The organism is Brevibacterium jeotgali, assembly GCF_900169175.1.
GTDB classification, from domain to species: domain Bacteria; phylum Actinomycetota; class Actinomycetes; order Actinomycetales; family Brevibacteriaceae; genus Brevibacterium; species Brevibacterium jeotgali.
The window spans coordinates 1-5,532 of record NZ_FXZM01000030.1; the positions used below are offsets into that span (position 1 = coordinate 1).

Annotated in this window: 6 protein-coding genes and 1 pseudogene; 6 read left to right on the forward strand and 1 reads right to left on the reverse strand. The window is 53.8% G+C overall.

Translation table 11 applies throughout. The annotated features are described in order from the left end of the window. Positions 1–139: 139 nt before the first annotated feature. From BJEO58_RS15415 to BJEO58_RS15420, 5 genes and pseudogenes are all read left to right on the forward strand, one after another. Positions 140–709: pseudogene (locus BJEO58_RS15415) on the forward strand (ABC transporter permease); the annotation flags it as partial. Further along, on the forward strand, positions 709–1,623 hold the full coding sequence (locus BJEO58_RS14525; RefSeq protein ID WP_101590168.1) for an ABC transporter permease: 915 nt from the start codon (positions 709–711) through the stop codon (positions 1,621–1,623). The pseudogene BJEO58_RS15415 and the gene BJEO58_RS14525, both read left to right, overlap by 1 nt. Before the next feature lie 4 nt (positions 1,624–1,627). Continuing rightward, positions 1,628–2,650: an ABC transporter ATP-binding protein gene (locus BJEO58_RS14530; protein WP_101590169.1), complete on the forward strand. Its 1,023-nt coding sequence runs from the start codon at positions 1,628–1,630 to the stop codon at positions 2,648–2,650. Positions 2,651–2,660: 10 nt separating this feature from the next. After that, on the forward strand, positions 2,661–3,452 hold the full coding sequence (locus BJEO58_RS14535) for an ABC transporter ATP-binding protein (protein WP_101590170.1): 792 nt from the start codon (positions 2,661–2,663) through the stop codon (positions 3,450–3,452). Positions 3,453–3,652: 200 nt separating this feature from the next. Then, positions 3,653–4,732 carry a flavin-containing monooxygenase gene (locus tag BJEO58_RS15420; RefSeq protein ID WP_101590171.1) on the forward strand — a complete coding sequence of 360 codons (1,080 nt, stop codon included), beginning with the start codon at positions 3,653–3,655 and terminating at the stop codon, positions 4,730–4,732. 248 nt (positions 4,733–4,980) lie between these two features. Here the strand turns inward: BJEO58_RS15420 and BJEO58_RS14545 are convergent, their stop codons facing one another. Continuing rightward, a complete protein-coding gene (locus BJEO58_RS14545) occupies positions 4,981–5,151 on the reverse strand; it encodes a tyrosine-type recombinase/integrase (protein WP_257904221.1) in 171 nt (56 codons plus the stop codon). Between the two features lie 188 nt (positions 5,152–5,339). Between BJEO58_RS14545 and BJEO58_RS14550 the strand changes: the two genes are divergently transcribed. Further along, the coding region (locus tag BJEO58_RS14550; protein WP_145997566.1) for a transposase at positions 5,340–5,532 on the forward strand (193 nt) is incomplete at its 3' end.

Genomic DNA, 5,532 nt, shown 5'->3' on the forward strand with positions numbered 1-5,532 from the left:
CAATGGCCGACTCGAGCATCTGCGCGGGATCGCGCTTGGGTTCCGGAACCTGAGGCACTACATCGCCAGGAGTCTGCTCGAAGCCGGCGGCTTCAGACCTCGACTACACCCTCGTTCGTGAAGAGCCCGTAACGTTGGCAACCGAATTGACAAGGGTGTCAACATGCTCTCGGGCCTTCTCCTGGCTGTACCCACCTATTGGATCGCGATGCTCCTCATCATAGTCTTCGTTTTTGGTGTGGGAGGGTTCAACTCGACGGGTTACACAAGCTTTCGGACTGACGTGGGTGGGTGGCTTCATTCCCTGATTCTTCCTGCAAGTGCGATAGCAGCTACGTCTATCGCAGATGTGGCGAGACAGGTTCGATCCACAGTCCACACTGTTAGTGGAACCGATTTCATCCAGTCGGCGAAAGCATTAGGGTTGTCGCGTCGAAGTATCTTGTTCAAGCATGTAGGACGAAATTCTGGAGTGTCGATTGTTACAATATGCGGCATCCAGATCGAGCGGCTTATTGGTGCGGCTATCGTGATTGAAGCTATATTTGCTTTACCCGGGTTCGGAAGCATGCTTTTAACTTCTGTTTTGCAGCAAGATCTCCCCGTAGTCCAAGCCGCAGTGCTTCTTGTCGGAGCTGCTGTGATCGTAGTGAATCTACTCGTGGATCTGTCGTACGCTTTGATAAATCCGGCAATTAGGAGGACGTGATGCACCATTTGTCTCGTAAAGTGCAACCCGACGGATCTCCGGCGTCGGATACTCTAGGCAAGAATCGCGAGAAGACATCTCTTAGGCGCTTTGTTGAACGCTTCTCTAAGCAGCGTGGCGCGTTGGTTGCTCTGATCGGGCTAATTCTGCTCGGATTGATAGCGCTTATCGGTCCATCGATTTATTCGGTCGACCCGACCGCACAGTCGCTCCTGGAAAGGAACACCCCTCCGTCAGTAGCCCATCCTTTCGGCACCGATGACTTGGGTCGAGATATATTCAGCAGGATGATATCTGGCTCGTTCATTACTCTGTCTGCTCCATTCGTCGCCGTGACTCTTGGGATGTTGATTGGTGTACCAACCGCGCTTATAGCGGGGTACTTTGAAGGCTGGGTTGATTGGTTCGCAACAAGGTTTGCAGACGCACTCTTTGCCATTCCATCAATTATGTTGGCAATGGCGATTGTGGCGGTGATCGGACCGTCAACGTTCGTCGTTATGATTGGTGTTGGGGTACTGATGGCTCCACGCATCTTTAGAGTAGCCCGCGCCGAAGTATTGTATCTCAAGCGTGCGTCGTTTGTTGAGGCCTCTCGCACAATCGGGTCAGGACCATTTCGTATCCTGTTTTCGTCAATTCTTCCCAACATCATGCCGACACTGATCGTGCAAGGCACTGTACTTTTGGGCTTGGGTGTGCTTGTGGAAGCGGCGTTATCATTCTTTGGTCTCGGTGTGCAGCCTCCCGACGCGAGCTGGGGTGTACTGCTGCGGCGGAGCTTTGACAACCTGAACGTCGCCCTGTTTCAGTCGATACCTCCAGGTGTTGCTATTACACTACTCGTGCTTGTATTTCAGACGATTGGCGATGGTTTGAGGTCGTCCATTGGCCGCGAGTCAAGAGAAGGATGACATAATGAGTAATGACAGTACGAAGGTCGCTCGTGATGTCGACGTACTTTCAGTTGAGAATATAACGGTGAGTGCGGTTGGCAAAAATTCGTCTATTCGGCTGGTGGATGATGTTTCTATCAACCTGAAGGCCGGCAAAATCACTGCCCTTGCAGGTGAATCCGGGTCCGGGAAGACGGTGACGGCGATGGCAATCCTGGGTCTCAATAAGGAGCGCGGGGCGCGTATAGACGGGGGCGATATTAGATATGGTGGTCGTTCTCTTGTGAGCCTTACCGATAAGGAAATGCACACCCTACGAGGCGTAGAAATCGGCGCTGTATTTCAGGATCCATCAAATAGCGTTGACCCGATGTACACAATTGGTAACTCGCTGCGAGAAGTTATTCGGACGCATAAACAGGTTGATGCGCAGGGCGCCAATAGGATAGCCATCCAAGCACTCCGCGACGCTGGTATTGATAACGCTGAAGAACGGATGGATGTTTACCCGAGCCAGCTTAGTGGTGGACTGCTGCAGCGAGTAATGCTCGCGCTGGCAATCGTGCTCAACCCGAAGGTGATTATTGCGGATGAACCGACCACCGCCCTCGACGTGATCGTTCAAGCGCGCGTTATGCGGCTGATTCGCCAACTGGCTGATCGCGGCGCGGCGGTCTTGTTTGTTACTCATGATCTTGGGTTGGTCAGCGAGTATGCGGATGAAATTCACGTAATGTACGCTGGCCATGTAGTTGAATCGGGTCCCGTCCACAACGTGTTGAAACAGCCCAAACACCCGTATACTTCTAAATTAATTGAAGCGAATCCGTCGGCGGATACGCGGACCGACCGTTTAACGACTATACCCGGAGGTGTACCGACACCGGGTGAAATTCCGGCAGGATGTCGTTTTGTCGATCGATGCGCGTTTGCGATAGAGGGGTGCGAGATGCCTCAGGTCCTCGAGGCTTACGGCATCGAACACTCGGTGCGGTGCTGGCGAAGTAGTTCGGTGGCTGAATCATTACATCGGCGGGATAGTTAGGCAAACAATTATGGTCACAAATGTGCTTGAGGTAGACGGACTGTCGAAATCGTTCCGACGGGGTCCTCGATTTGCCTCAAAACGACTGGAACCGATACATGCGGTACGGGACGTATCTTTCACGGTTCCTGCTGGTAGATGTGTTGGTATTGTAGGTGAGTCAGGCTCGGGGAAGTCAACAGTTGCACGTCTCATTACTCGTCTCGAGGATCCGGATAATGGATCGATCCGGGTTGGAACGGATGATTGGACGTCGCTAAAAAGCGGCCGGTTACGTCCCCTAAGGCGTAATGTACAGATGGTCTTCCAGAATCCCTACTCTTCGCTTGATCCTACTAAGACGGTCGCAGAACTGATTCGTGAGCCACTTAGCGTTCATCGCATTAACCCGGACGAAGGGGCTAGCTATCTCGTTGATAGTCTGCTTGACCGCGTTGGGTTGCCTTTAAGTGCAAAGTCTCGCCATCCCCGTGACTTCTCGGGTGGACAGCGGCAGCGGATAGCTATTGCACGGGCGCTTGCTCCAGATCCGAAGCTGTTAATTGCTGACGAAGCCGTTTCGGCATTGGATGTTTCTACCCAAGCGAAGATTGTGAATCTCTTTAAAGAGATCCTGGAATCCGGCGAGACCTCAATATTGTTTATTACTCATGACTTTGCGGTTGTTCGCCAAATATGTGACTCAGTTGTTGTTATGCGGCGTGGTCAGGTAGTTGAAGATCAGGGTGTGGATGAGCTGTTCAATCAGCCGGAGTCAGAATACACTTCTGAGTTGCTTGATTCGGTTCCACGGTTAATGTAATCCGTCGCATCGAAACTGTCTTGAACAAATCAGTTCCGTACTGTCGGAGAGCCTTCTTTGGGATCACTGGTTATCGACCGGGCGTGTAGCACCAGACCTGCCCATGGGGCTTGTTTGAAATTACCCCAATTCAGAATATGCGGTACAAGTGGGTTTATCATGTCGTCCGCGGGTCATTGAGGGACGGGAAGTGCGCTTAGATGGCAGGCCGAGTGACTATCTATGATGTGGCTATAGTCGGTGGCGGTCAGGCTGGTCTCGCGGCTGCTGTAGCGTGCCAAAAGTTCAATCTGTCGTATATCGTCCTTGAAGCTAACGATTCGCCCGGGGGTAGTTGGCCTTACTTTTATGAAAGCCTTACGCTGTTTTCACCTGCTGCATTTTGTGCTCTTCCCGGATTTAGGTTCCCGGGTTGGCCTCTGCGATTCCCTCATCGCGACGAGATGGTGTCTTATCTTGGTCAGTATGTTTCATATTTTGGGATAAATCTCGTCACGAATCACCGCGTACGACGGGTCGATCATTACGATGGCGTATATCGATTGGCCGTCGAGGGCCAGAAGGATTTATGTGCGCGCGCGTTGATCTCGGCGACTGGTACGTTTGGGTCGCCCTCCAGGCCACCGCTGGTCGGATTTGAAGAGTTTTCAGGTAGGCTTTTGCATTCGGCAGAATACATGAATGCTTCCACCCATGTTGGTGAGTCAGTAGCGGTTGTAGGGGCCGGAAACTCGGCGATGCAAATAGCCGCCGAGCTTAGCGATGTGGCCTCGGTTAGCCTGTTCTCCCGGGAAGCCCCGGTCTTTATTCGGTCGAAGTACCTAGGTCTCCCAGTCCACTTTTGGTTCAAGTATCTTCCCCTAGACAGGCTGGGCTTGCGGGGTGCTCGGAACATTCGTAGGCCGGCTATCGTGGACGACGGGCGGTACCGTTCGATACTGCAGACGGGTCGTGTTCGGTGGAGTCGCCTTCCGAGTGTCTCCGACGGCGTGCACTTGGACTCCTTAAAACATGACCGCCACTCACTACCTGATAGCGTAATTTTGGCTACGGGCTTCCGGCCCGATACTGACTGGCTTAACAACTTGGGAGTGTTGTCTGAGTCAGGGTTGCCAGTCCACAGGAGTGGGATAGCGCAGGCTGTAGACACTGTCGTCTGGGTTGGCCTACCTGGCATGCGGACAAGATCGTCGTCTATGCTTCGGGGCGTTGGAGCTGACGCTGATTTCGTTGTAGAAAACCTGTCTAACCGCTTGCGAGATCCGACCGCAGGCCGCTAGCGCTCGTGCGCTAGAAGTGTTGGGGTGTGACACTTGTCGTGGACAGTCGTTACCAGGAAGGGACGTCGGGAGTCGATGTCTACGACAAGTGTCACACCCCATCCCCGACACTGACGCCGGCACGTTGACGGTCCGGCTCGACTCGCTGCCCACCGGGCGGGAGACGGCTGCTGTCGCCGAGTTATGCGAGCACTTGACGGCCACGAATAGCGTTTACCCCGGCACCGACTTGACGTTGCGCTATGAGATCAAATCCCAGCACTGACCCCACCGGAACTATGATTACATGTCCGGAGTCCTGGGGTCGCGAACGCGTAGAACGCTTGTGTGGTCGAGGCGTTTTCGTGGCCGAGCAGACGCATGATGACCGGCAGCGGGATGCCCTGCTGGTAGAGATCCATGGCTTTGGTCTTGCGCAGCCGTCAAAGGTTAAACAACAAGCTTAGAGGATTCGGCTTTCTTGCTTTGAGGGCTCTTCTCGAACGAGGGTGTAGTCCGTTGAGCGCGTCGCTGTCCGTGTAGGAGTCGAGGTCTCCCTGAAGATGGAAGGGTCTGCTGAAGGTTTGGTTGACTTCACGACTGGTTTAGAACCAGGAAGGATGAAGTCATGCCGAAGATCTATACCGAGGAGTTCAAGCAGACCGCGCTGGATCTCATTGCCGGTGGGATGACGCAGAAGCAGGTCTGTGCCGATCTCGGGGTCTCGAAGTCAGCGCTGCAGGCGTGGGTGAGGGACTCCCGTCTCCACGAGCACGGAATCCAGCCCGCGCGGGACCCGGAGGAGAACCGCGCGCAGTCCG

Bases quoted from the DNA above. Each gene is read 5' to 3' on its own strand.
- BJEO58_RS14530 (WP_101590169.1), top strand. From the start codon at position 1,628: ATGAGTAATGACAGTACGAAGGTCGCTCGTGATGTCGACGTACTTTCA.
- BJEO58_RS15420 (WP_101590171.1), top strand. From the start codon at position 3,653: ATGGCAGGCCGAGTGACTATCTATGATGTGGCTATAGTCGGTGGCGGT.
- BJEO58_RS14525 (WP_101590168.1), top strand. From the start codon at position 709: ATGCACCATTTGTCTCGTAAAGTGCAACCCGACGGATCTCCGGCGTCG.
- BJEO58_RS14535 (WP_101590170.1), top strand. From the start codon at position 2,661: ATGGTCACAAATGTGCTTGAGGTAGACGGACTGTCGAAATCGTTCCGA.